The sequence below is a fragment of the Flagellimonas pacifica genome (assembly GCF_900215465.1).
GTDB classification, from domain to species: Bacteria; Bacteroidota; Bacteroidia; order Flavobacteriales; family Flavobacteriaceae; genus Flagellimonas; species Flagellimonas pacifica.
Genome location: NZ_OBEH01000002.1, coordinates 496,906 through 520,290, shown reverse-complemented (window position 1 = coordinate 520,290; position 23,385 = coordinate 496,906). Strand labels below are relative to the sequence as shown.

17 protein-coding genes are annotated in these 23,385 nt (G+C 37.4%); 11 read left to right on the top strand and 6 right to left on the bottom strand.

The genetic code is table 11. From position 1 onward, the window contains the following. Positions 1-26: 26 nt before the first annotated feature. The 5 genes from CRO15_RS07940 (at position 27) to CRO15_RS07920 (ending at position 5,336) form a co-directional block, all read left to right on the top strand. The gene (locus CRO15_RS07940; RefSeq protein ID WP_097045269.1) at positions 27-1,034 is read left to right on the top strand and encodes a glycosyltransferase family 2 protein; all 1,008 of its coding nucleotides are present in this window, start codon (positions 27-29) and stop codon (positions 1,032-1,034) included. 136 nt (positions 1,035-1,170) lie between these two features. Then, positions 1,171-3,090, top strand: coding sequence for a BatA domain-containing protein (locus tag CRO15_RS07935; protein WP_243396930.1), 1,920 nt, complete (start codon positions 1,171-1,173; stop codon positions 3,088-3,090). Next, entirely contained in the window at positions 3,087-4,340 is a 1,254-nt protein-coding gene (locus CRO15_RS07930) for a dihydroorotase (protein WP_097045267.1), read from the top strand. Before CRO15_RS07935 ends, CRO15_RS07930 begins: the two co-directional genes overlap by 4 nt. Positions 4,341-4,421: 81 nt before the next feature. Beyond that, the gene (locus CRO15_RS07925) at positions 4,422-4,667 is read left to right on the top strand and encodes a hypothetical protein (protein ID WP_313788458.1); all 246 of its coding nucleotides are present in this window, start codon (positions 4,422-4,424) and stop codon (positions 4,665-4,667) included. Between the two features lie 9 nt (positions 4,668-4,676). Then, the gene (locus CRO15_RS07920) at positions 4,677-5,336 is read left to right on the top strand and encodes an alpha/beta hydrolase (protein ID WP_097045265.1); all 660 of its coding nucleotides are present in this window, start codon (positions 4,677-4,679) and stop codon (positions 5,334-5,336) included. Positions 5,337-5,546: 210 nt separating this feature from the next. Here CRO15_RS07920 and CRO15_RS07915 read toward each other — a convergent pair whose 3' ends face one another. From CRO15_RS07915 to CRO15_RS07905, 3 genes are all read right to left on the bottom strand, one after another. Further along, a complete protein-coding gene (locus CRO15_RS07915; protein ID WP_097045264.1) occupies positions 5,547-6,674 on the bottom strand; it encodes an alpha/beta hydrolase-fold protein in 1,128 nt (375 codons plus the stop codon). A gap of 140 nt (positions 6,675-6,814) precedes the next feature. Further along, positions 6,815-7,309, bottom strand: coding sequence for a hydrolase (locus tag CRO15_RS07910; protein WP_097045263.1), 495 nt, complete (start codon positions 7,307-7,309; stop codon positions 6,815-6,817). A 5-nt stretch (positions 7,310-7,314) separates the two neighbouring features. Continuing rightward, positions 7,315-8,079: an MBL fold metallo-hydrolase gene (locus CRO15_RS07905; RefSeq protein WP_097045618.1), complete on the bottom strand. Its 765-nt coding sequence runs from the start codon at positions 8,077-8,079 to the stop codon at positions 7,315-7,317. 87 nt (positions 8,080-8,166) lie between these two features. On the opposite strand from CRO15_RS07905, the gene CRO15_RS07900 reads away from it, so the two are divergent. Beyond that, a complete protein-coding gene (locus CRO15_RS07900; protein WP_097045262.1) occupies positions 8,167-9,630 on the top strand; it encodes a nicotinate-nucleotide adenylyltransferase in 1,464 nt (487 codons plus the stop codon). A 38-nt stretch (positions 9,631-9,668) separates the two neighbouring features. Here CRO15_RS07900 and bcp read toward each other — a convergent pair whose 3' ends face one another. After that, positions 9,669-10,121 carry a thioredoxin-dependent thiol peroxidase gene (gene bcp, locus CRO15_RS07895; protein ID WP_097045261.1) on the bottom strand — a complete coding sequence of 151 codons (453 nt, stop codon included), beginning with the start codon at positions 10,119-10,121 and terminating at the stop codon, positions 9,669-9,671. A 41-nt stretch (positions 10,122-10,162) separates the two neighbouring features. Here bcp and CRO15_RS07890 point away from each other — a divergent pair, with 41 nt between their 5' ends. Continuing rightward, positions 10,163-10,825 carry an endonuclease III domain-containing protein gene (locus tag CRO15_RS07890; protein WP_097045260.1) on the top strand — a complete coding sequence of 221 codons (663 nt, stop codon included), beginning with the start codon at positions 10,163-10,165 and terminating at the stop codon, positions 10,823-10,825. 31 nt (positions 10,826-10,856) lie between these two features. Here the strand turns inward: CRO15_RS07890 and CRO15_RS19750 are convergent, their stop codons facing one another. Together CRO15_RS19750 and CRO15_RS07885 are read right to left on the bottom strand one after the other, a co-directional pair. Beyond that, on the bottom strand, positions 10,857-11,000 hold the full coding sequence (locus CRO15_RS19750) for a hypothetical protein (RefSeq protein ID WP_165769933.1): 144 nt from the start codon (positions 10,998-11,000) through the stop codon (positions 10,857-10,859). 72 nt (positions 11,001-11,072) lie between these two features. Beyond that, positions 11,073-11,654, bottom strand: a complete 582-nt coding sequence (locus tag CRO15_RS07885; protein WP_097045259.1) for an RNA polymerase sigma factor — start codon at positions 11,652-11,654, stop codon at positions 11,073-11,075. A 249-nt stretch (positions 11,655-11,903) separates the two neighbouring features. Between CRO15_RS07885 and uvrA the strand changes: the two genes are divergently transcribed. The 4 genes from uvrA to CRO15_RS07865 all read left to right on the top strand — a co-directional run bounded on the left by uvrA (position 11,904) and on the right by CRO15_RS07865 (position 23,285). Next, positions 11,904-14,681 (top strand): excinuclease ABC subunit UvrA, encoded by a 2,778-nt coding sequence (uvrA, locus tag CRO15_RS07880; RefSeq protein WP_097045258.1) that lies wholly within the window; start codon positions 11,904-11,906, stop codon positions 14,679-14,681. Between the two features lie 396 nt (positions 14,682-15,077). After that, complete coding sequence (locus CRO15_RS07875) at positions 15,078-20,324, top strand: gliding motility-associated C-terminal domain-containing protein (protein WP_097045257.1); 5,247 nt, start codon at positions 15,078-15,080, stop codon at positions 20,322-20,324. Between the two features lie 68 nt (positions 20,325-20,392). After that, the gene (locus CRO15_RS07870) at positions 20,393-21,334 is read left to right on the top strand and encodes a PorP/SprF family type IX secretion system membrane protein (RefSeq protein ID WP_243396929.1); all 942 of its coding nucleotides are present in this window, start codon (positions 20,393-20,395) and stop codon (positions 21,332-21,334) included. A 1-nt stretch (position 21,335) separates the two neighbouring features. Next, the gene (locus CRO15_RS07865; protein ID WP_097045255.1) at positions 21,336-23,285 is read left to right on the top strand and encodes an OmpA family protein; all 1,950 of its coding nucleotides are present in this window, start codon (positions 21,336-21,338) and stop codon (positions 23,283-23,285) included. The last annotated feature ends 100 nt before the right edge of the window (positions 23,286-23,385 follow it).

Here is a 23,385-nt window from a genome sequence, read left to right as displayed (position 1 = left end):
TACCTTAGGTTTATTTAATTTGCACAATGCAAAATAACAAGGTCAGTATCCTTATTCCATTCAAGAACACTGCACATTTTCTTCCTGAATGCTTGAATTCCATACTAAACCAGGGCTACATAAATTGGGAAGTTATTGCCATTAACGACCATTCGGAGGACAAGAGCTTTGAAGTGCTCTCAGATTATGCACAAAACGATTCAAGAATAAAAGTTTTTAATAATGAAGGTCAAGGGATTATTCCTGCTCTTCGTACTGCATATGTAAAAACTTCAGGGATTTTCATAACCCGAATGGATTCTGACGACATCATGAAGCCAAATCGAGTAGAACATATGGTCAATGCCCTCATTGAAAATGGTAAAGGGCATGTTTCTGTGGGGCAGGTCAAGTACTTTTCTGAAAGAGGAATCAGCAATGGTTATGAACGGTATGAACAATGGTTGAACCATTTGACTTCTTTTGGAAAAAACTATACAGAAATCTACAAGGAATGTGTGATTCCTTCTCCCTGCTGGATGGCTCATCGGGAAGATTTTGATGTGTCTGGAGCATTTGAACCCGATAGATACCCAGAGGATTATGACCTTACTTTTCGGTTTTATGAAAATGGACTAAAAATTATTCCCTGTACAGAAACTTTGCATTTGTGGCGTGACTATGATAGCCGAACTTCCAGAACCCATGAACACTATGCTCAGAATTATTTTTTGGACATTAAACTGCACTATTTTTTAAAGCTTGATTATGATAAGAATAGGCCATTGACCATATGGGGAGCTGGATTTAAGGGGAAAACCATTGCCAAAAAACTTTTGGAGCATCAAATTGATTTTGTTTGGCTCTGCGACAACCCAAAAAAGATTGGCAAAAAAATCTATGGCAAGGAATTGGTTCATTTTAAAGCATTGGAAAGTTTGGAAAACCCACAAAGCTTGATAACCGTGGCCAATGAAACTGCTCAACAAGAAATTAGGCATTTCTTTTCTGAATTGAAGCAGCTTCCAATGCATGATTATTTTTTCTTCTGTTGATACAATTTATAATTAGTAGCAATCAATTGACAATTCACGGCATCGGTTATAAAAAACTGTTAATTGCTAATTGATTATTACCAATTGTCAACTGAACATTGTTTAAATATCTATATTTGTTCAATCAAAGTTGGGAATGCAGTTTAAACATCCAGAAATCCTTTGGGCCCTAGTACTTCTTATAATTCCTGTTTTAATACATCTTTTTCAGCTTCGCCGGTTTAAGAAAACTCCTTTTACCAATGTTGCCATGCTTCAAAAAGTGGTTGCAGAATCAAGAAAAAGCAATACACTTAAAAAATGGTTGTTACTTTTTACAAGGCTGGCTCTGTTAGCAAGTCTTATCATTGCATTTGCACAGCCCTTTTCTTCTGCAGCAACAGCCTTACAAGAGCAAGAAACTGTTGTTTACTTGGATAATTCCTTTAGCATGCAGGCAAGGGACAATGGACTTTCACTTTTAGAAAAATCTGCTCAAGAGTTGATAAAGAGCATTGATGCTGAAAGTAGTTTCAGTCTTTTCACCAATGACAAAACATATCAGGATGTTACCATTAAGGACATCCAAAACAATTTGCTGGCATTGCCCTATTCTCATAAACAACTAAATTTTGATGAAATCCAATTAAAGGCAGCTTCCATATTTTCCAATGCAGAAAATATCAACCAAAACTTGATTTTGATCTCGGATTTTCAAGAAAGAATTGCGCCCTCTGATTATAAAAAGGATTCTATTACCAACACATATTTTGTTCCGGTTCGTTCAAAGACAATTGAAAACGTAGCAATTGATTCTGTTTACCTTCAAGTTGAACCTACGGAACAATCCAAGCTTTCAGTATTTCTATCAGGTGACCCGAGCGAAGAAAGTTTGCCCATTTCCCTGTTCAATGGTGAAACATTGATTGCAAAGACTTCAGTGGCTTTTAAAGAAAATCGTAGCTCCGAAGTTGTTTTTTCAATTCCTTCCAATCAAGAAATAAATGGTCGCTTGCATATTGTTGACAAGGGTTTGGGCTATGATAATAGTTTCTTTTTCAACATCAATGAAAAGGAAAAAATAAAAGTTCTTGCTGTGAGCGATTCAGATAGCGATTATCTAAAACGTCTGTTCACTCAAGATGAGTTTGTTTTCAACAATTATGCTTTAGCCCAATTGGATTATAGTGCTTTGGACAACAAAAATGTTGTGGTTTTGAACAATTTAAAGTCCATTCCCAACAGTTTGCAAAAAGTACTTCAAACTTTTAAGCAAAATGGTGGTACTATAATAGTTGTTCCTTCTATGCAAAGTGATTTAACATCATACAATCAGTTTTTATCGGGATTTTTTGCCTCTAGTTTTGAAGAAAAGAATAGTGTGGACAAAAAAGTAACTACTATTGCCTTTCAACATCCTATTTATAGAAATGTCTTTGAAAAAGAAGTTTCCAATTTTCAATATCCAACCGTTAATGAATATTTTAAAATAAAATCAAGAGCACCCAAACTGCTTTCCTTAGAAGGTAATACTCCCTTTTTATGTGGTATTGATGGTTTTTATTTTTTCACCGCTTCTTTAGAAACTGGAAACTCCAATTTTAAAAGCTCACCCTTAATCGTGCCTACATTCTATAATATGGCAGCTTTCAGCCTTAAAATGTCTGATTCATATCATCTTTTAGGCAAATCTATAGCAATTGATATCCCAATTACAATTGACAATAATGGGATATTGAATGTATACAGGGAAGGGTATGAATTTATCCCACTACAGCAAAATTTTCCAAATAAGGTAAAGCTCACTTTTGATGAAAACCCGGTAACGGATGGTATTTATAGTGTCAGAAATGCTGATAAACCCCTTGCCAATATCAGCTTTAATTTTCCTAGAGACGAAAGCAAGCTCAATTATTTGGATATTGAAAATAGTACGGTTACCATACAAGATTCTATTTCTTCACTTTTTGAACATTTAGAAGAGGAACACAGTATTACCGCTTATTGGAAATGGTTTGTTATTTTAGCACTGTTTCTAATCCTTGTGGAAGTAATCATTCAAAAATTAGTTACATGAACATTCTGCTGAAGTCCGCAAAAATAGTATGCCCTGAAAATAAGGTGCTACATTTGAAAAAGCGGGATATCCTCATAAGAAAAGGAATTGTTGAAAAGATTGCCTCATCCATAGATTCGCCTTCCAACACCAAAATAGTGGATTACAAGAATCTCCATGTCTCTGTAGGGTGGTTTGACAGCGGAGTAAGTTTTGGTGAACCTGGATTTGAGGAAAGGGAAACCATTGCCAACGGATTATATGTAGCGGGGAGAAGTGGTTTTACCGATGTAGTTCTAAATCCTAACACCAATCCACTTCCTGACACGAGCTCCAATGTTGTTTTTTTAAAAGACAGGTCAAAAGAAAGGAGCACTAATTTATACCCGTTGGGAAGTTTAACGGTAAAATCCGAAGGAAAAGACCTTGCAGAGCTTTTCGATATGAAAAATGCTGGAGCTGTGGCTTTTTATGATTTTAAAAAGCAGATTTCCAATCCAAACTTGTTAAAGATTGCATTACTGTATGCCCAGAATTTTGATGGTTTGGTCTTGTCATATCCGCAAGATGGTCAAATACAAGGGAAAGGTATAGTGCACGAAGGAGAGATTTCCACTTTAATGGGATTAAAGGGAATACCTGCGTTAGCGGAGGAACTACAAATATCACGCGACCTGTTCATTTTAGAATATACTGGTGGAAAATTGCATATCCCGACAATTTCTACGGCAAATTCAGTAAAACTGATTGCCAACGCCAAAAGGAAAGGCCTGGATGTAAGCTGCAGTGTTGCTATACATAATTTAGTCTTTACGGATGAAAATTTGAAAGGTTTTGACAGCAACTATAAGGTTTCACCGCCTTTGCGGGGCAAACCCGATACCAAGGCCCTTATAAAAGGATTAAAAGATGGCTCAGTGGATTTTATAACCACGGACCATTTACCTATAGATATTGAAGAAAAAAGGGTTGAATTTGACAATGCTGTTGATGGCACCATCGGTTTAGAATCAGCATTTGGGAGCCTAAACCAGATTTTTGATTTGGAAGAGACCATTTCATTGTTGACGAAGGGACGTGAACGTTTTGGATTGGAACCTCCTATTTTGAAAGAAGGTGAAAAAGCTTGTTTAACATTGTTTGACCCTTCTGAAGAAACAACGTTTACCAAGGATACTATTTTATCCACTTCCAAGAACAGTATGTTTTTAGAGTCCCAATTAAAAGGAAGGGTTTTTGGGGTTATTAATAATGACCAAATTTCAGTTTAAGTTTTGAGTGAGTCCAGTTCAGGTAAAACAACCGCAATAATATCCTACATCACCATAGTTGGGTGTTTAATTGCAATCACTATGAATATTGAGCCTAAAAATGCATTTGCACGTTTTCATATCCGTCAGGCATTTGGCATTCATTTGCTGTACCATTCCTTTGCCTTTTTCTTGAACTATTCAGGTGTAAATTCTGGATGGATAGTTCTTTATGCAGTTTACTTTCTCTGTTGGGTATATGGATTGCTAGGGGCCATTGGGCAAAAAAAGCAATTGCTCCCAGTTCTGGGGCCATATTTTCAAAAATGGTTTACCTTTATTCCATAATTTAGAACGATGTCCCCCACCCCATTATCTTTAGAATACTTACTACGTCCGTCCACAATAAAATCCGGTAAAAAACCTGTTGTTTTTATGTTTCATGGTTATGGAAGCAATGAGGAAGATTTGTTTTCATTTGCCCCTGAGCTTCCAGAGGAATTAGTGGTAATTTCCGTAAGGGCACCCTATGATCTGGACCCATTTGGCCATGCTTGGTATGCCATAAATTTTGATGCAGAACATGGGAAATGGAGTGATGATGTACAAGCCATAGAGTCTCGTGATAAAATAAAGCAATTCATTGAGGAAGCCTGCACAGCATACGATTTGGATGAGGAAAATATAACCCTATTAGGTTTTAGTCAAGGTACTATTCTTAGTTACGCCGTAGCACTTTCATTTCCTGAAAAAATAAAAAATGTAATTGCATTGAGCGGGTATATCAATGAGGGTATTCTACAAGAAGGATATGAAAGCAAGGACTTTGGTCAATTGCACATTTATGCCTCGCACGGACAGGTCGATCAGGTAATCCCCCTAGAATGGGCCCAAAAAACTCCTGGTTTTCTAAAAAACTTAAATATTCAATTTAAGTATGAAGAGTTTCCTGTTGGGCACGGTGTATCTCCTCAAAACTTCTACTCTTTTAAGGAGTGGTTGGTTGAGCGAATTTAGGACTGATTGTTTTTTTGGAATCACACTTATCGGTCTCGTATAACCATCAGTTACAGGTTAATATACACAGAGACTTTTCGGTTAAGAACAGACTTTAGCAATTTCGAGTGGATTCTAGCCTGTGCTGAGTGCAGGCGAAGCATAGTCGAATCCGTGGGAATTGTGGTTATACATTGTTGTGGAACGTTTTATACTTTTGATTTTAATTGATTAATCTTTCCTGCTTTCTGCGTCCATGACACCCTGTTTCATTTCTTTTTCAAAATTTGAATTTGGGTATTTGGTAAGCCCTGCACTAAAATATTTAATGGCGTTATGGTAGTCTTTATGTTTTAAGTAAAATTGCCCGAAACGATTTTGCCAATATGCTGAATCATATCTTTTTGTGGTCAAAACATCTTTAAATTCAGTCATAAAAATGTTGAAATATTCAAAATTATTTCTGTTCCATGCTAACCAAATTAATCCATTTTTGGTGTTGTCATCTATATGGCTGTCACCACCAAATCGTTTTGTCCGTTCTTTAAAATATGTAGTCAGATAATCCATTCCTCCTAAATCAACATATTGTTGTATGCTTTCAAAAACTGGTGAGTCATAATTATGATAATAGTATTTCAATCCCTTATACATTGCCAAATGTGCCAAGGTTTCATGTACTTCATTATTGAACAAACTGTATTTCCATATAAGATTTTTGGGATTGTTCTTTTTCAATATTTCATAGAATGCGTCAGTTGAACCGATATAATAAATATCTTTTCTGGAGTTGGCCATGAATAGATAAATATCTTTATTTGAAGTAAACTTTTTAACTAGCTCTTCCGAAGCGTAGCCACCGTCGGTTATGATTGCTCCATTAAAGATATCACTCTTTTTTAAAATTAATTCACTTATGTAATAAGCAGCTGCTTCCCAACCAAAAACAACACGTTCTTTATTTGTCCTGTAATTAGAATCGATATAGTGTATGACTTCATTAACAAAAAAATCAGTGAATTTTTCACTTTCATCCCCAAACAATGTCCATCTTGATGAATCATTATCATGAATACCCACTATAATCATTTCTGGAATAGCACCAGGAGTACGTAAGGCTTTTTGAATTGACACACCACTTAAAAAATACCATTGTCCATCTAAAATATAAAGTACCGGATATTCTTTCTTTGAATCTGAATATCCATCAGGTGTATAAATTTGAATTGTTCTATCTTCATTTAATATAGATGACTTAATAGTTTGTTTAATTCCGATTGCAATTGGGGAATTATTCTCTTGTGCTATACCTACTATATTTACAAAACAACAAATGATAAAAACGAAAAATGATTTCATCGGTTTGATTTTTTATTGCAATTACTCAATGTTCTACAACATTTAAGATATTATTCGTTTCAATGATTTATATCCTACGATAAGTGAAGTTCGGGAATTTCTGCTTAAAAAGGGAACCATAGTTCAGCATTTGCTGTCCCTTAATTGCTTCTGGTATACAGCAAATGATCCATTAAAGTAAAATCAACTCCCAAATCGTCCTTAAGTTCGTATTTAATGACCAAGTCTCCCCAGTATTTTCCATCGGAAAAATCGGCCAACAACCATTTATGGTTTAAAACCTTGATCTTGTTTATTTTAAAATCGCTTTCCATACCGTCATAGGGCACCAATGGATTATTTCCCTTCTTTTCGTTGGTTTCCAAAAGTTTATCCTCAATATATCTAACTGGATCCTTTAAGTTCAAATGATCATAATAGGCCAAGGCATCATCATTGTTCTCCAAGGAAAAATATTGCATGTCCAAAATTTTTAGCTGTGTTTGCTGTAAGGAATCCTTTAGACCGGTTATTTCTGTGTTAAGTTTCTCAACATTGGCATTCAAGCTTTTTTGCATGTTGTTTGCACTCACAAATTGATACAAGACAATCAACGCAGCAAAAACAAATAGATATAGAAAAATTTTACTCTTCATAGGTTTTAAATCTTTAACTGTAAATTATCGTAGGCCAAAAATACATTCTTGGGCAGTTTTTTTTCCACTTCTTCATGAAAACCAAGCAAATGGCTAATGTGGGTCAGATAGGTTTTTTCAGCTCCAACTTTGTTGGCAAATTCCAAAGCTTCTTCCAAATTAAAATGGGAGTGGTGGGGCTCCATACGCAATGCATTGATTACCAAAGCTTTTACTCCTTTAATTTTGTTCACCTCACCGTCATCCACTCTTTTTACATCGGTTAGGTAAGCAAAATCTCCAAAGCGATATCCAAACACTTGCAACCTATTATGAAAGGCTTGTATGGGAATGACCTCTAAATTTCCCAATGGAATTGTATAGCCGTTAACAACAGGTGTCACTTTTACTGCTGGTGCACCGGGGTATCTGTTTCCATCCGCAAAAATATAATCGAAACGCTTGATCAATGAATTGATCACTCTTTCATGTCCATAAATGGGGATATCACCTTGCCTAAAGAAGAAAGGACGAATATCATCTATTCCCGCTGTATGGTCCGCATGTTCATGGGTAAAAAGAATACCATCTAATTTGGGTATTGGGTTTCTGAGCATTTGCTGTCTAAAATCAGGTCCACAATCAATCACATAATTGTAACCGCTCCAAGAAATCATTACTGAGACCCGAAGTCTTTGGTCTTTGGGGTCCTTGCTCAGACACACCGGATGATCGCTGCCAATTACGGGGATACCTTGTGAGGTTCCGGTTCCTAAGAAAGTAATGGTCATCACATCATCCATTAAATCCAAAATTATAACTTATTTATTTAATAGATTTAATGAAGAGTGTAACTTTGTCTTTATAAAATTCAGGCTATGTCCACTGCATCCAGCAACAAAAATGCTTTTGAAAACATTCCTTCAATAAAGGCAAAAACCCTAAGAATAAATCTTAATCCAAATATTTATGGCACCTTCGCCGAGATTGGCGCAGGTCAGGAAACGGCCAGACAGTTTTTTAGGGCAGGCGGTGCTTCCGGTACTATTGCAAAGGCCATGAGTGCCTATGACAAATCCTTCAGTGATGCTATCTACGGTTCAGAAAAAGATGGTAGGTATGTGACCCAAGCTAGGTTAAAAACAATGCTGGAGCATGAAATGCGATTGGTAGAGGAACGGATAAGCCGCAAAAACAATCCAGACTACCTGTTTTTTTCTTATGCCAATACGGTAGCCACTATTGATTTTTCAAAACGATACAAAGGCCATGGGTGGATCGGTATTCGGTTTCAGTTAGATCCAGAGCAAAAAGAGTATGATGAAATTGTGCTTCATGTACGTTTTAAACAAACGGAAGCTAGATTACAACAAGAGACTTTGGGTACCTTGGGCGTTAATCTTATTTATGGTGCATTTTTCAAGTACCATAAACCCAAAAAATTATTAAAATATCTTTACGACCACATTGACAAAGACACGATTGAAATTGACATGGTCAATTTTACGGGCCCCAATTTCAAAGATGTTGATAATAGATTGATGAGCCTACAGCTTATCAGGAATGATATGACCGATGCCGTGATGTTTGGTCCAGATGGAAATAATTTGCTGCCTGCCTCTGTGCTTTACAAAAAGAATATTCTTGCCCTCCGTGGAAGTTTTAGACCAGTGACCAAGGTAAACATGGACATGTTCCAAAAATCGTATGATATTTTTATAAGGGAGCAGACCGTTGAATATGAAAATACCATAGTTGTTTTTGAAATAACGCTTTCCAACTTAAAGGCTGCCGGAGAAATTGATGAGCAGGATTTTATGGATCGTGCAGAACTTTTAAGTTCTTTGGGACACACTGTGTTGATATCCAACTTCCAAGAATATTATAAATTGGTGGAGTACTTTAACAATTACACCAAAGCAAAAATTGGCTTGACCATGGGAGTCAACAATTTAGTAGACGTTTTTGATGAAAAATACTATCGTGATCTAAGTGGAGGTATTTTGGAAGCCTTTGGAAAATTGTTCTTCAAAGATCTAAAAGTTTATCTGTATCCAATGAAGGATGCTGCCACCGGGCAGATCATGACAAGCAACAATGTGAAGGTGCACCCTCGTATGAAAGAATTGTACAAGTTCTTCAAATACAATGGAAAAGTGATGGATATTATTGATTATGACCCTGATGTCATGAACATTTTTTCACGGGATGTTCTTAAAAAGATCACCAAAGGAGAAGAAGGTTGGGAAGAAATGTTACCTGAAGGAATTGCTGAAATGATCAAGGAAAAACAGTTGTTTGCCAAAAAAGCACTTACTAAAAAAGAAAAAGAAGAGGCATAAATAAAAAAGGCGCTGTAACCAGCGCCTTTTTTATAAAGTTAGTTCAGCAATTGTGCAGCGTGGTCTTTGGTCTTAACCTTATCTATCACTCTTTCCACTACCCCATTTTCATCTATAACAAAAGTTTTACGGTGTATACCGTCATATTCCCTACCCATAAACTTTTTTGGTCCCCAAACGCCAAACGTGTTAATTACAGTATGGTCCTCATCTGCCAATAACGGGAATTGAAACTTATATTTATTTCTAAAGTTGTTTTGTTTTTTTGGGGAATCCGCGCTCACGCCCAAAAGCTCAAATCCCTGCTCTTGCAATACTTCATAATTGTCCCTTAGATTACAGGCTTCGGCAGTGCAACCGGGCGTGCTTGCCCTAGGGTAAAAAAAGACTACCAATTTTTTTCCAGTATAATCACTTAAGCTTATAGTGTTTCCGTCTTGGTCTATTGAAGAAAATTCTGGTACTTTATCTCCTATTTTCAGTGTATTCATGTATTTTCAAGCTTTAAAAGTTTATTCAAAGCTAACTTAATATGACGAAACAGGACAAGGTAAATTTTACACTTACGACTTTGGACGAAATTTATCCAACAATTCCGATTCCCCTAGACCATAAAGACCCTTACACCTTATTGATTGCGGTACTTTTGTCTGCTCAGAGCACGGATGTAAGGGTCAATAAGATTACTCCCCTCCTATTTGCAAAAGCTGATAACCCGTATGATATGATCAAACTTACGGTGGATGAAATCAGGGAAATCATAAAACCCGTTGGGCTATCTCCAATGAAATCGAAAGGGATTTACGGACTGTCTAAAATATTGATTGAAAAATACAATGGAGAAGTTCCCAAAGAGATTGAACTGTTGGAAGAATTACCGGCCGTTGGTCACAAAACAGCCAGCGTTGTGGTTTCGCAGGCCTTTGGTATCCCAGCTTTTCCTGTAGATACCCATATTCATAGACTCATGTACCGTTGGGGATTCAGTAACGGCAAAAATGTGGTACAGACGGAAAAAGATGCCAAACGTCTTTTTCCAAAGGAAGTTTGGAACAAATTGCACCTACAGATTATTTGGTACGGCCGGGAGTATTCTCCAGCAAGAGGTTGGGATTTGGAAAAAGACATCATTACCAAAACCATTGGAAGAAAAACGGTATTGAACGAATATCTTAAAAACAAAAAGAGCCGCTAATTGCGGCTCTTTTCGTGTTTTCTTGAAGCTTCTAGTTTAAAGTAACTTCAAATTTGTGCTTTTTGTAATCAACTACTTTAATCGATTTAGAGTAGCTAAGCAAGAAATCAATGGTTTCTCGTCTAGCTTTTACCGTTTTTACGGTTCTTTGTTCTTCAGAGTAAATGTTTTCCATATTCTAGCATTAATGTTACAATTAGATAACGCCACTAAAATGGAAATATTGCTGTGTTCGATGGAATGCAGATTAATTCGTTAAAACGATATTATTGCGTTCTACTATTTTTCTTAGGTTAATAAGTGCATAACGCATTCTTCCTAGAGCAGTATTGATGCTAACACCAGTGTTTTCGGATATTTCCTTAAAACTCATATCCTTATAGATTCGCATGATCAACACTTCCTTTTGATCTTCGGGCAATTCCTCTATCAAAAGTGTAAGATCACTATCGATTTGATCTTTTATGATCTGTTTTTCAGCATTTAGCTTTTCATCCTTTATAACGGAGAAGATGTTGAAGTCATCACTACCCTCAAACTTGGGCATTCTCTTGTTTTTACGGAAATGGTCTATAATAAGGTTGTGTGCAATTCGCATAACCCATGGCAAAAATTTACCTTCCTCACTATAAGAACCTCTTTTTAATGTTTTAATTACTTTGATAAAAGTATCTTGAAAGATGTCCTCTGCAACATCTCTGTCCATTACTTTAGAATAAATAAAACTGGAAATTCTTTGATTGTGCCTATTGATGAGTGCCTCTAAACATTTTTCATCTCCGGCAATGTAATTCTTTACTAATATCGAGTCGTCAATCTGTAGTTCCATACAAATTACTTTTTTGGTTAAAATTATTAGCCTCCCTTCTGCTAAGAAAGGCTTAGTGTTGTAAGCTTAATTTTAAAAAAGTAATTATTTCTGTATAGGCCTATCAGCTTTTTAATTACACATCAAATATAGAAAAACAGTATGCCCGTAAAAAAACTATGTTGTGATTTGGGCATTTTCCGATGTTAACTGATACAATATACGTATTAAGTGTGGGGTAGCGTATCTTTGAAACGCAAATTTTAACATATGACCACTATCAAGAACGCAGATCCCAAGCAAAATATTATCATAAAGGGTGCTAAGCTTCATAATCTGAAGAATATAGATGTTGTAATCCCGAGGAATAAGTTGGTGGTCATTACTGGACTTTCCGGTTCTGGGAAGTCAAGTCTTGCATTCGATACTTTGTATGCTGAGGGTCAAAGACGATATGTAGAGAGTCTATCCTCGTATGCAAGACAGTTTTTGGGAAAATTGGACAAGCCAAAAGTTGATTATATAAAAGGTATAGCTCCGGCCATTGCCATAGAGCAAAAAGTAAATTCCACCAATCCAAGGTCCACCGTAGGCACAACTACAGAAATATATGACTATTTAAAACTGCTTTATGCGCGAATTGGTAAAACCCTATCTCCTATTTCTGGGAATGAGGTCAAAAAAAATACGGTAACCGACGTCATTAATTATATAAAACCTTTAGAAGAAGGAACCAAACTCCTTTTGTTGGCTCCTATAGCCATAAAAGAAGAGAGGGATTCCTTAAAATCCTTGGAGCTTTTTTCAAAGCAGGGCTATGCTCGTATCAAATATAAAGGGGAGGTACTAAGAATTGATAAGGCACCCAAGGATATAGGCAAGGAGTTTGATCTGGTTGTGGACAGAATTGTGATAAAGGATGATGAAGATTTTTATAACCGCTTGGCCAATGCTGTGGATAATGCCTTTTTTGAGGGAAAAGGACAATGCACTATTGAAAATTTGGAAAGCAGTGAAATCAAGAACTTTAGCAACCAGTTTGAATTGGATGGATTAAAGTTTTTAGAACCCAACGTACACTTGTTCAGTTTTAACAATCCTTATGGAGCATGTCCCAAATGCGAAGGCTATGGAGATGTTATAGGTATAGATGAAGATTTGGTGGTGCCAAACACTGCTCTATCTGTTTTTGAAAATGCTATTTTCCCATGGCGGGGAGAAAGTATGGGCTGGTACAGAGATCAATTGGTCAACTCTGCCTATAAATTTGATTTCCCCATCCACAAACCTTGGTTTGAACTTACCGATGAACAAAAACAATTGGTTTGGGATGGTAATGAACATTTTATGGGTATCCATGCTTTTTTTCAACAGCTGGAAGAAAAGAGCTATAAAATTCAGAACAGGGTCATGCTATCCCGCTACCGCGGAAAAACCAAATGTACCGTATGCCGGGGAAAACGGTTACGTAAAGAAGCTGATTATGTAAAAGTGGGCGGTCACTCTATTTCTGACTTGATTGAGCTTCCCATCAAAAAGTTGGGTCCTTTCTTTGAAGGACTGCAATTGTCAGAGCATGATAACACCATCGCAAAGCGATTACTGAAAGAAATCACCACACGATTGGATTTTTTGAGCAAAGTTGGGTTGAGCTATCTCACCCTAAACAGAAAATCGAACACCTTATCTGGAGGAGAAAGTCAGCGTATCAATCTCGCTACTTCTTTAGGTAGTAGTTTGGTAGGTTCCATGTATATTTTAGACGAACCCAGCATTGGACTCCATCCCAGGGATACGGAAAATTTGATTGAAGTATTATTATCCCTCCGTGATTTAGGTAATACGGTTATTGTGGTAGAACATGATGAAGATATTATGAAAGCCGCTGATGAAGTCATTGATATAGGCCCTGAAGCTGGAACCTTGGGTGGTGAAGTGGTTGCAACAGGAAGTCTGGACCAAATACTGAAGGCCAATTCCTTAACAGCAGATTATTTAAATGGAAGCAAAGAGATTGCAGTGCCCCCGGAAAGACGAAATTCTAAAAATCATATTCAGATTATAGGAGCAAGGGAAAACAATCTCAAAAATATCAATGCAACCTTTCCACTGAATATGCTAACTGTAATTACCGGAGTATCTGGAAGTGGTAAAAGTACCTTGGTAAAAAAAATATTGTATCCTACTCTTTTAAAAGAAGTGGGGGGGTATGGCGAAAAAGCTGGGCAATTTACCAAAGTAGAAGGTAAATATGCCCATATTAAACATGTAGAGTTTGTAGACCAAAATCCTATTGGCAGGTCTTCACGTTCCAACCCTGTAACCTATATAAAGGCCTATGATGATATCCGCGCTCTTTTTGCTTCTCAAAAATTGAGTAAGCTTCGTGGCTATCAGGCCAAACACTTTTCCTTCAATGTTGATGGTGGGCGTTGTGAAAAATGTAAGGGTGAAGGAGAGATTACGGTAGAAATGCAATTTATGGCCGATGTACATTTAGAATGTGATGTATGCAATGGCAAACGCTTTAAAAAAGAAATCCTGGAAGTTCAGTTTCAAGGAAAGAACATTGATGATATTCTTAATTTGACCATTGATGAGGCCGTTGATCATTTTAGAACCCACGAACAACATAAAATAATCAACAAATTAAAACCCTTACAGGATGTTGGCTTAGGCTATGTCACTTTAGGGCAATCCTCTTCTACCCTTTCAGGTGGAGAAGCACAACGAATTAAACTTGCTTCGTTTTTAGTAAAAGGAAATACCAAAGAAAAAGCTTTGTTCATCTTTGATGAACCTACCACCGGACTCCACTTCCACGACATCAAAAAACTATTAAAGTCTTTTGATGAGTTGATTGCCAAAGGACATTCCGTCATTGTAATTGAACACAATATTGAATTGATTAAATGTGCGGACTATATCATTGACTTGGGTCCTGAAGGTGGTGAAAATGGCGGGTATCTGGTTGCCGAAGGAACTCCTGAGGAACTAATCAAAAATAAGGAATCGCATACAGCCAAATATCTAACAATGAAAATATAAAATCAATTAGTCTCTTACCCAACCTATTAGAGATTAAAGTTTCTATCTACTTGTAGATGAGCTATACTTCTTCTGTAGAGATTATTCAAAAAGTAAGAAATTACTTAAAATTTAAGAAGCCAAAGTACTTATTTTTCATATCGCTTTGATTCATCCGTCAATTCATATCCCTCATCCATAAATCCTACCTCTTTTAAAACCCAATATCTTTTTAAGATTGCAGATTGACAACTAATTGAATATAGTTCATTTGGGTGTATCAATTTTTGACAAAAGATTTATCCTTAATCATTACGCGGAGAAAATCATTCAAAGTTTGAATACTCAACTTAAGTATTCTTGGCTAATAGCCTTGTGCAGATCAACCCCAAATCTAAAACTTAATAACACTTGCATATGCAGAAAGTTTTACTTTTTTCTTTGCCAAAATTGACAATCTTCAAAAATCCAGCTGCGTGCACTATTCTATTCATTGGCTTTTTGGGTTTCACCCATAATGAGGCTATAAATAAAAGTTGGCTTGAAGATACATCTATAGATTTCATTGATTCAAAAATCTCCGATGATAATTCTAGCTCCAAGGTTTCACCCAACTATGTACCCAACATTGCTGTGGTTATGAATGGAACCTTAAATGGGGATTGTTCGGCAATAGATTATACCATTTTAATAAGAAATGCAAGTACAAACAGTGAATCCCTTGATGTAATAGAGGCAATTGACATAAATGACCCTTCATTCGTAGCTAATCTTGCTCCTGTGTCTGGAGATAACAATAACAATGGTGTTCTAGATGCAGGTGAATCATGGCAACTCAACGCCACTAAAAGCCTAAGTCCAACAGACCTTGCTCAACCTACAATTCAAAATCAGGTACGGGTAACCAGTGAAGTTGTGGGTCAACCCGGTGTGACAACATTTGACCTTTCAGATGATGCTTTGCCCAATGAAGATGACCCAACAATTGTGGATATTTCATCATGCAGAAGAATTGGGGCAATATTAGTTTCTGAAACAAAGGATTTTCAGGATAATTCTCCAGGCTGTGCAACTATTGAATACAGCCTAACCGTTCGAAATACAAATAACGCCAATGAATCCTATACTAATGTCGTCATAACCAACCTTGACCCTAATCTAACGTTTACTGGGAGCAACCCAAATATTGGGGACTTAAACAACAATGGCCTTTTTGATGCGGGTGAATCATGGCAATATAACGCTTCAAGGAACTTAAATAGTGGAGATTTTAATATGGGTAGCTTAAACAACCAAGTTACGGTCAATGCCGAATTGGATGGCCAACCAAGTTTAACCGTATCAGATCTTTCAGATGACAACAGCGAATTTGAAGATGACCCCACTGTAACTGACCTAGCACAATGCACTCCCAATATTATTTCAATGGTCATGAGAACAGTAGATGGTTCAAGCTGTGATGAACTCTTTTATGAATTCGAAGTGATCAATCAAAGTGCTACGGCCGTATTGGATACCCCCCTTATTACATCACCACTGTTCACTGGTGCAAAACCAAGCTTTATATCTGGTGATGATAACGATAATAACCTAATTGATCCTGGAGAAATATGGACTTTCTTTAAAGCATATGACATAACTGCTCAGGATTTAGCCAACGAGGAGATAGTAAACCAAGCTTCGGTTTTAGCTCCTGTGGTAGGCCAACCAGGCATCACGGCCTTTGATTTTTCTGATGACATTAGCCATACAGAGGATGGTCCCACAATAACAAATATCGTTGAATGCATTCCCAATATCTCCTTGATCAAGACCGGTACAGCGTTAGATGCTTTGGGTAATCCAGGATGTGAGGAGATTCACTATATTTTTGAAGCAACAAACCTTACCAATTTTAACGCATTTGGTAATCCAATTCTTAAAGATCCTTTGCTTGGCGGTGAACTGCCTGGCCCAGACTCTGGTGACAATAACAATAACAACCAAATTGACCCTGGGGAGACATGGACATATAGTGCTGTTTATGCCATTCTACAGCAAGATATTGATAATACTCAGGTCACCAATCAGGCAACAATTACAGTTGATGTCTTAAGTGAACCTGGATTAACAATTACCGATCTCTCTGATAACAACAGTGCCACAGAAGATGACCCAACTACCACAAGTTTACTCCAATGTAACCCCAATATTGTTTCCTTGGTAAAGACAGGGAGTGCACTAGATGCTGTGGGTGGCCTTGGTTGCGAAGAAATATTATACCAATTTGAGGTAACCAATCAAGGTACTCTGGAAGCGTTTAACAATGTTGTCCTGACCGACCCACTTCTTGGAGGAACCATTCCCGGACCAGATTCCGGAGATGATAACAACAATGCCCAACTGGATCCAGGAGAGACTTGGATGTACATTGCAACATATACTATACTCCAACAGGATATAGATAATGGACAGGTCTCAAATCAGGCCACGGTGACCGCAGATGCAGTTAACCATCCAGGAATTTCAGCATTCGACCTATCGGATGATGATAGCCCGACCGAAGATGACCCTACCGTTGTAAGTCTTGCACACTGTCAGTCCGGTATATCACTAATAAAAAAGACTGGTGATGGCTCAAGTTGTGACGAAATTTTTTATGAATTTGAAGTGTCCAATCAAGGGAATATAGCCTTGACAAATGTGATTATTAATGATCCACTATTAGGAGGAGTAATACCAGGCCCAATATCTGGTGATGATGACAATGATGGGCAATTGGACGTCAATGAAACCTGGATGTATATCGTCACCTATTTTATCACCCAACAAGACATCAACAATGGACAGGTAACCAATCAGGCTACTGTAACTGCTAATGTGATAGGGCAACCGGGCGCAACGGTATCTGACCTTTCAGATGATGACAGTATTACCGAAGACGATCCAACTGTAGTAAGTTTAGCTAACTGCCCTTCTCGCTTATCACTTATAAAAACCGGGAGTGCTTTGGATGCTGTAGGAGGACTCGGTTGTGAGGAAATACTATATTTATTTGAAGTGACCAACCAAGGCGCACAGGAAACTTTTGATAATGTTGTCCTTACCGATCCATTGCTAGGTGGAGCTATTTCAGGGCCTGACTCAGGAGACAACAACAGCAACAACCAATTGGATCCAGGAGAAACATGGGTATACAGTGCAACATACACCATTACACAACAGGACATCATCAATACACAGGTCACCAACCAAGCCATGGTGACCGCAGATGTAACAACACAGCCAGGAGTATCGGAATCAGATCTTTCCGATGACAATAGTATCACGGAAGATGATCCCACTGTAATTGACCTATCACACTGTACCCCTACAATTCCAAATATCGCGCTCATAAAGACAGGCAGTGCAATAGATGCCTTGGGCGGACTTGGATGTGAGGAAATACTATATACTTTCGAGGTAACCAACAATGGTTCATTGGAAGGTTTCGACAATATTGTTCTCACGGATCCATTATTAGGAGGTGTTATTTCAGGGCCTAACTCGGGAGACGATAACAATAATAACCAAATGGATCCCGGTGAGATATGGATTTACAGCGCAACTTACACAATACAACAACAAGACATAAACAATACGCAGGTCACCAATCAGGCAACCGTTACCGCCGATGTAATTGGACAGCCTGGAGCATCTGTCTCTGATTTGTCAGATGATAACACTTTCGCTGAGGATGACCCAACAATTATAGACCTATCCCATTGCACTCCATCAACCCCCAGTATTTCATTGATTAAGACGGGCAGTGCATTAGACGCCATGGGTGGACTTGGATGCGAGGAAATACTATATACTTTCGAGGTAACCAATCAAGATGCACTAGATGTCTTCAATAACGTTGTCCTCACCGATCCTTTGTTAGGGGGAATAGTTTCAGGACCTGACTCGGGAGACGATAACAATAATAACCAAATGGATTCCGGTGAAATATGGATTTACAGCGCAACTTACGCAATACTACAACAAGACATAGACAATGCCCAGGTCACCAATCAAGCAACTGTCACCGCCGATGTAATTGGACAGCCTGGTGTCAGCGTTTCCGATCTATCGGACAACGACAGCCCAACTGAGGATGACCCAACAATCATTGATTTATCACACTGTAGCGCCGGGGCGGCGGGAATTGCACTTATAAAAACAGGTGAACTGGTAAATGGTGGTTGTGATACCATTGAATATACTTTTACAGTCACCAACACTACCGGAAATGACCAAGCTTTGGAAAATGTGGTGTTGGTAGATCTTGACCACCCCACCATTACCATTGTGGGCCCTGAGGGGGATACTGACAACGATGGTGAATTGGATTCCAATGAGAGTTGGGAATTTACTGCAACCTATAATCTTACAGCAACAGACATAACTATTGGCTCTGTATCCAACCAGGCTCAAGTTACGGCTAACATAGTAGGCCAACTTAATTTGGTAGTGACAGATTTGTCAGATTTCCTAGAAATTGACCAGAACAGACCAACAGATATTGACCTTGTAAGCTGTCAAAACCCAGGAATTGGTCTTATCAAACAAGCTAGTCTTTCAGATATTGACCAAGACGGTTGCAACGAAAGTATTCTCTATACATTTTATGTCACAAATATTGGGAACGAGGATTTGATAAACATTGTGGTGAGTGATGATTTATTAAATGGCTCTATATCCAATCTAGTTTTAGAAAGTGATATTAATAATGATGGAATCCTATTTCCGGGTGAAACGTGGGTTTACGAAGCACATTATGGCATTACTGATCAAGATCTAAATGCCAATGTGGTATCCAACCAAGCTTCTGTAACTGCTGAAACTCTGACAAATGTTGAGGTCTCAGATTTATCAGACAACAACAGTAACCAAGAAGATGATGCTACAACCATATCTGTAGGTGGCAGCTGTGAAATTCCTTCTGCGTCAATAGGCCTTATCAAAACCGGCTTCCTTATAGATCAAGACAATGACGAGTGCGCAGATGCGATCAGGTACAATTTTAAAATTGCAAACCTAGGGGGCACTCCTCTTCAGCTTACAACTTTAGTAGATGAATTATTGAGCAATGTCCCAATAAATACCCCAGAATCAGGTGATGAAAACAGCAATAACCTTATTGATATAGGTGAAGAATGGGAATTCAATGTAATATATCAATTAGAAGCCGAAGATATTGCCCAAGATCTGCTTGAGAACCAAGCAACCGTTTTTGCCCAAACAACAGATGTTAATCTAGAGGTATCCGATATGTCAGACAATGACAGTTATAATGAAAATGACCCAACAATTGTGTTTGTCGGTGATGTTTGTGGCTATGGAACCACAAGTATTGATTTTGAGATTTTCACAGGTATTTCACCAAACGGTGATGGGATAAACGATTATTTCCAAATAAATGGTATTGAAAACTATCCAAACAATGTGTTTAGGGTATATAATAGATGGGGAGCAACGGTCTACGAAGTAGAAGGTTATGGGATTGGAAATAAATTGTTCAGGGGTATTTCTGAGGGTAATGCAACGGTTTCCAAGGAAAAAGAACTACCAAGTGGCACTTATTTCTACATACTAGAATTTCCTAATGAAAATCCAGGTGAGGCCAGCTATTCAGGATACTTATACATCAATAACAATTAGAACGGCAAACCTCCTCCTTATCAATGAAAAAATCAAATCTTTTTGTTCAAAGATCAATAAATATCATAGTGAAAAAACTAGCTCTCAGTGTGCTCTTTTTTGGAATGATTTCTCTAATCTCTGCCCAACAAAGTCCACAATACACACAATACATGTATAACACACAGATAATAAATCCAGCTTATGCTGGCTCAAGAGAAACCTTGAGTCTTGGTTTATTGGGCCGTTACCAATGGGTGGATCTTGAAGGTTCTCCAAAAACAGGGACTTTTACTGTTAATCTTCCTGTTGGATTCTATGATAATATGGGGATAGGAGCCTCTATAGTGCATGATCAAATAGGACCAGCCATAGAATCTAATGCGGCTATTGACATAGCATACTCGCTACATTTGGCCAGAAGAAATGTGAGCAAACTTTCATTTGGATTAAAAGCAGGGGTTGACATGTTAGATGTTGATTATTCAAAGATTAACCTGTTCAACCCCAACGATCCTTTCTTTCAGAATAATGTTGACTCCAAAATACAACCACAAGTAGGCGCCGGAATCTATTACAATACTCAAAATTTCTATACTGGAGTTTCAGTTCCGAATTTTCTTTCCACTCAGCACTATGATGAACAATCATTAGTGGATGAAAATATTGATGGTATCGTGGTTGAAAGATTACACTATTTTTTTATTGCAGGTTATGTGTTTGATTTAAGTCCCAACATAAAATTAAAGCCAGCAACCTTATGGAGGCTGGTAAGTGGTGCTCCCATTCAATGGGACTTGTCGGCTAATTTCATGTTCAATGAGAAGTTTGTTATAGGTGCATCCTATAGATGGAACGCTTCTATAAGCGGCCTTTTAGGGTTTCAAATTTCAAACAGCATTTTTGCTGGTGTCGGTTATGATTATCAATCAACAGCAATTGAAGATTATAGTAATGGCTCCTATGAAGTATTCCTCCGATTTGACATTTTTAACCAATCTGAAAAAATTGTAGCTCCTAGATTTTTCTAATATGAACAATACATTACCTCGAACATTACTTATAATCACTATAATAGCATTATCCGTAAATTTGATTTACGCACAATCAAGCGTTATCAAAAAGGCAAATAAAGAATTTGATACTTATGACTTTATCAATGCAAGAGAAATATATCTCAAAGTAGTTGAAAATGGATATGAATCTGCCCAAATCTTTAAAAAATTGGGAGACACCTATTATTTTAACAGTGACTATATAGATGCCGTTAAATGGTACAAGGAGCTAATGGAAAAGTATCCAAATGAAATGGAACCTGTGTACTATCACAGAGCTGCACAAAGCCTTAAAAGTATTGGTGAATACCATGAATCCAAAAAGATCATGGGAAAATATGCAGAGAAATCTTCAACTTCAAGAATAGCTGAAATTTATGTGGATAGTTATCCATCTTTGGATAGCCTAGTCAAGTTTCAATCCAAAAAATTTGAAGTAGAGAATATCACCAAATCTTTTAAAGGTTCAGATTTTGGGCCATCCTTTTTTAAAGATAAAATTGTATATGCCTCTTCATCACAAGAAACTGAAGGGTCTGCAATTCATAACTGGTCCGGGTTGCCATATGTAGATTTATATGAAGCTGATATAAGTGAAGATTGGGGTATTACCAATCCTGAACCTCTTAAGGGAGAAATTAACTCCCCATACCATGAATCTACTGCAGCATTCACAAAGGATGGTAAAACAATATACTTTACAAGAAATAACTATATCAATGGTAAAAGAAAACAAAACAAAGAAAAGCTTGTAACACTTAAAATCTATAGGGCTGAAAAAAATGATGGAGGATTGTGGACCAATGTCAAGGAACTGCCCTTTAACAACGATTCATATTCGGTAGCACATCCTGCATTAAGTCCGGACGAAACCCGTTTATATTTCTCCTCCAACATGGCAGGTACCTTGGGCGAATCTGATATATGGTATGTAAAAATTGCAAATTCTGAAACTTACGGAACCCCGATTAACCTAGGACCAGAAATTAATACTGAAGCTCGGGAAACTTTTCCATACGTTAGTGAAAACAACAATCTATACTTTTCAAGTGATGGACATCTTGGATTGGGTGGATTGGACATTTTTACCATTTCATTGGATAGAAAAGGTGAGTTTATTGAAGTTACAAACTTGAAACAACCCATAAACACCAATAAAGACGATTTTGGATTCATTATTAATGAAGAGAAACAAATAGGATACCTCTCTTCCAATAGAGATGGGGACGAAGGAAGTATTTCTGATGATATTTACAGAGTTTGGGAAAAATGTGGAATTATCAACATTGAAGGAATAGTCACGGATGCAAAAACCAAAATGCCCCTAGACAAATCGATAGTAACCCTGCTCAATGAAAACAATAAGGTAATTTCTCAAGCAATTACAGATAAAAATGGCGCTTACATATTTAGAGATCTCGCTGAGTGCGGCAAACCATATGCTCTACGGGCAGAAAACGACAGTAAAGAATATATACCTGCTGAAAAAAACATTATAACACCTCGTGGATCACATACCTTAGAGTTAAATTTAGAATTGACCCCACCAGATTGTGCCGTTGATGATCTTGGGTGCAGATTAAATCTTCAACCAATTTATTTTGATTACGGTAAATATCATATAAGAAAAGATGCTGAAGTTGAATTAGCTAAGATTCTTGAAGCATTAAAGGAATATCCTCAGCTAAAAATACATATAGAGTCACATACCGACTCAAGGTCTAGCAGTGCATTTAATATGAGGTTATCTTCAAGAAGAGCTCAAACCACAATGAAATGGTTTATCAACAAAGGAATTGATAGAAAGAGGTTATCTGCCAAAGGATACGGGGAAACACAATTATTAAACAATTGTTCAAACGGGATAAAATGTCCTGAAGAAGATCACCAACTCAACCGAAGATCAATGTTCATCATAAAGGATTAATTTTTAATACACTAATAAGCAGTTATTTACGTTTATTCAGGTTTTTTTGGCACGCTGTTTGGTATTTACTTTTCGGAATGTAAATAATTGCATTCAGAAT